Origin of the sequence: Bradyrhizobium neotropicale (assembly GCF_001641695.1) — a bacterium.
GTDB classification, from domain to species: domain Bacteria; phylum Pseudomonadota; class Alphaproteobacteria; order Rhizobiales; family Xanthobacteraceae; genus Bradyrhizobium; species Bradyrhizobium neotropicale.
Genome location: NZ_LSEF01000111.1, coordinates 1 through 3,903 on the forward strand (window position 1 = coordinate 1; position 3,903 = coordinate 3,903).

Here is a 3,903-nt window from a genome sequence, read left to right on the forward strand (position 1 = left end):
GGGTTCTTCCGCATATTTGGTGCAGGTCTCCTCTTCGCGTTTCATCGTGAGCGATTGTGCGTTGTCAGGCGGTGGCCAGTAGCCTGTTTCGGAGCAGTGCATATCCTGAACGGCCATACATCTGGCGCTTGATCGTCTTGAGGCGGTTGATCTGTCCTTCGACGGGGCTGGTGCTCCAGGGTTGGGTGATGGCTGCCCGAACAGCCGCGATGTCGCGGCCGATGCCTTCTGCAAGCGAAGCCAGTTCGCTGCTCGAAGCATCCTCGATCCATTGCTCGAGATTCGTATCATCATGCCCCCGTATCAAGGCCGCAAGACGTCGAGCAAGCTCACCGGCGTTGGAAAGCTCCGGCGCAACCTGATGGAGATGGTGAAGGAACCGCTCGGTCTGCTGATCGAGCGATCGAGACTCTTTGCTCAGGAGCCGTGCACAGTTGCGGCGCGAGGGCGGTCGCCATCGCACATTTGGCGCGGACGTCGGTGAGCCTTGCTGGCGGGCAGCAGTCCATCGGTAGATGGTCGTTTTGCTGCCTTCAAAACCGCGGCGCTTGATTTCGGTCCACAATTCCAGCGCGCGGCGTTCACCTTCCTCCCAGCGCTTTTCCAAATAATCTCGGAAAGGATCAACGAGGACGGAGCGCGCGGGTGGCCGCCGGTGCTCAGGCTCACCGCCCGCAGCAAGCCAGCGCTCGACCGTCCTCACGCTCATGCCGATCCGCGGCGCGATCCCGCGCGGCGACAGGCCGTCGGCGCGCAAGTCGAGGATTTCAGCATAGAGTGAACGGCGATGGTTGCGCCGCGCGCGGCGCAGCTGATCAAGCTTTGTAGAAGGCTCTATTGGTGGTTCGAGCTTGGTTTGATCTTCGACCATATCCGCAATCGTGGCCTTTCCAGCGATACCGATCGCCTTGCGATGACGGCAAACAGCCAAATGCAGCGCTTCACCCAGGTTTTGGAGAAGATGAAAACGGTCGGCGACCTGCGTCGCCTCGGGGGCACCACGACGGGCGCCCTCAGAATAAATGCCGGCACGATCGCGCGCGATCACTTCGATGCCGGGATGGCGTCCCAGCCAGGACGCGACCGCATTGGCATTCCGATTCGGCAAAAGATCGATAACGCGATTGCGCTCCAGATCGCAGATGATGGTGCCGTAGCGTTGCCCCTTGCGCCAGGCCCAGTCATCGATGCCGATCACACGCGGCGGCTCTAGCGGCTTGAATTCGGCTGCGCGGATCATCCGTAGCAGCGTGTCTCCGCTGGTCGGCATGCCAAGTCTGTGCGACAGACGTGCGCCCGGCTCGCCGCCGACCGCGAAACCGATCGCCAGTTGCCTGTCGCGGAGACGGGACGTTCGTCTCGCTTTCGGTCGCGCGGTTTCCGGCAACCGCTCAGTAAATATCTGGCGCGGGCACTGCGAATTCGCGCATCGAAAGCGTCGCGCGTTAAGCCGGATCTCGACAATCCGCTCTTGCCACGGCAGATCGGTTAAGCGTCGCACGTAATGGCTGTGGACGCGGCCGGTCTGGCAGCCGCAACCGGGACAGAACGAGACCGCTGACTTCGTCCGAGCCACGAGCATCACCTTGTCGCCCTGGGGAAGGATCTGGACAATCGAAAGCTCGGGGGAGACCAGCGAGCACAAGGAATGGAACAAGGGCGAATCACGGACGTCGACTGCGATTCTGACCTTATGGCCTTATTCGCGCCTTCCGTGAATCCGCCAACTTGCATCAAATATGCGGAAGAACCACGTTGACGACGAGAGGTTCAAGAATCACCTCGGGTGGTAGCATCGTAGAGTTCACGCTGAGCGAATTGCTGGACTCCGAGACCGACCGGCTTCGCAAAACGCATCCTACGAGTGCAGCGAAGCACGATGGGATACCCGTGCCGGGCGCAACGAGCGCAATCTGCGGACCAAGGTCGGCGAGGTGAGCCTAAGGGTACCGAAGCTGCGCCAGCTATTTGGCCGGTGCGGCGGGTGCATATCACTGAGCTGCCGTGGGCATGGAGTATCTCCGTCCATCGAAGCTGAACAAGAAGTTCCGATCGAAGCCTGGCTCAATCGCCCGATTGAGGGCCAGCACCGCTATATCGACGGCATTGTGCTGAAGCGCACCGGGCGGGGGAAGTCCGCAACGGTGAACGGCGATCGGGAAATACTCGGTATCTGCGGAGGGCGAGGCGATTGGAGTGCGCTCCCGACGCATCTCAAGGAGCGTGGGCTCACCGATGCCTGCCAGAGGCATACTGAGAGCGCGGCCGCTTCTTCGTTGAGGCGGCTTGGCAATGCCTTGTTAGCATTGGTGCAGCAACATCTTCAACCACATCCCGTCGACCAAGGTGCGGGCGAACGCGGCCGCGCTCAAGGCGATGCATATCAACGAGGTCGTTGGTGAACGCCTGGACACCGTCTTCTCCGACGCCATAGACCCGGATGGCGCTGTCCTCGATCTCCATTTCATTGGCGACGTCCCGCAGCCAGTCCTCATCTACGCCAAGATCCTCGGCGACGCGATTGATTGTGGTGACGTGATGGACCTTATTGACGTGGGTGGTCATGCGGCTTGAGCGGAGAGCGCTGGCTTCCAATTTCAGGGCAGAAGTTCGTCGAGCCGATGAGCCGGATGGGCGGCAATGCGGGCAAGAACCTTGCGGATCGACGCCGTTCATTTTCGCTGTGACGATCAGGCTGTACATGGCCGCCGCACGCCGTCCACCGCGATCAGAGCCGCAGAACAGCCCGGACTTCCGGCCAAATGCATGCCTCGCAAGCCTCGTTCGGCGGCGTTGTTGGAGAGGCAAACTCGCCCGTCCTCCAGGAACAGCGTGAAGCTCGCCCAACGCTTGAGGATGTAGTTGAACGCCTTGGCCAGGTCATGGCCGCGGGACAGTTTGGCGAGCTGTTCGCGCATATAGACCTGCAGGTCTTCGATCAAGGGCCGGCTCAGCGTCTGCCGCACCTGAAGGCGCTCCTCGGCGCTCTTGCCGTTGATCGAGCGTTCGATCTCGAACAGCGCGTCGATCCGCCGCACGACCTCAATCGCGATCGGAGAGAGCGGGATTTCCTTTTTGCCCGCAGCCTTGCGCCGCACATTCTCTTCGATGTCGGCCATGGCGAAGAATGGGCGCCTTCCATGCGACCAGCAGGCAGCCTCCCGGATCGGTCCGGGTTGGCGCCCCGCCAGATAGAGCTGGTTGTACCCGTCATAGGCGTCGGCCTGCAGGATGCCGGCATACCGGGCCAGATGCACCTGGGGATGCTCGCCCTTGCGGTCGCGTGAGTAATAGAACATTGCCGCCGGTGGGTCCGCGCCCCCCAAACGGCCGGTCGTCCCGGACGTAGATCCAGCACCGGCCCGTATCGGTCTTGCCCTTGGCCAGCACCGGCACGGTCGTATCATCGGCATGAAGGCGCTCGGCCGCCATCACTTGGGCCTCAAGGCGGCGCAGCAACGGATCTAGCGAGGCACAGACCGCCCCAACGGCATCCGCCATGGTCGACAGTGCGATCGGCACGCCTTCCAGAGCGTAGCGCTCGGCCTGGCGGTTTAGCGGCTGATGCTGACCGAACTTCTCGAACATGATCATGGCCAGGAGGCTCGGGCCAGCCCATCCCCGAGCGATGGCATGGAACGGCGCCGGCGCCTGGCTGATCTTCTCGCAGTCGCGGCAGGAGAACTTCTCCCGGACCGTCTCGATCACCTTCCACTGGCGCGGCACCACTTCCAGCGTTCGCGTCACGTCCTCGCTGAGCTTGCGAAGGCGATTGCTGCCGCAGCATTCACAAGCCGTCGGCCCATCGATCACCACCCGCTCCCGGGGAAGGTGCTCGGGGAAGGTCTGGCGCTCGGCGCGCTTGCGGGTAAATCCCCGCACCGTCGTCGTCTTGGCCACGGC

Annotated in this window: 2 protein-coding genes and 1 pseudogene; 1 reads left to right on the top strand and 2 read right to left on the bottom strand. The window is 62.3% G+C overall.

The genetic code is table 11. The features are described from left to right. Window positions 1-64 precede the first annotated feature (64 nt). Entirely contained in the window at window positions 65-1,657 is a 1,593-nt protein-coding gene (locus AXW67_RS36325) for an ISL3 family transposase (protein WP_082908118.1), read from the bottom strand. 160 nt (window positions 1,658-1,817) lie between these two features. On the opposite strand from AXW67_RS36325, the gene AXW67_RS45140 reads away from it, so the two are divergent. Then, on the top strand, window positions 1,818-2,402 hold the full coding sequence (locus tag AXW67_RS45140) for a transposase (protein WP_136623343.1): 585 nt from the start codon (window positions 1,818-1,820) through the stop codon (window positions 2,400-2,402). A 195-nt stretch (window positions 2,403-2,597) separates the two neighbouring features. On the opposite strand, the pseudogene tnpC reads toward AXW67_RS45140, so the two are convergent. After that, a pseudogene (tnpC, locus tag AXW67_RS36340) lies at window positions 2,598-3,903 on the bottom strand (IS66 family transposase); the annotation flags it as partial.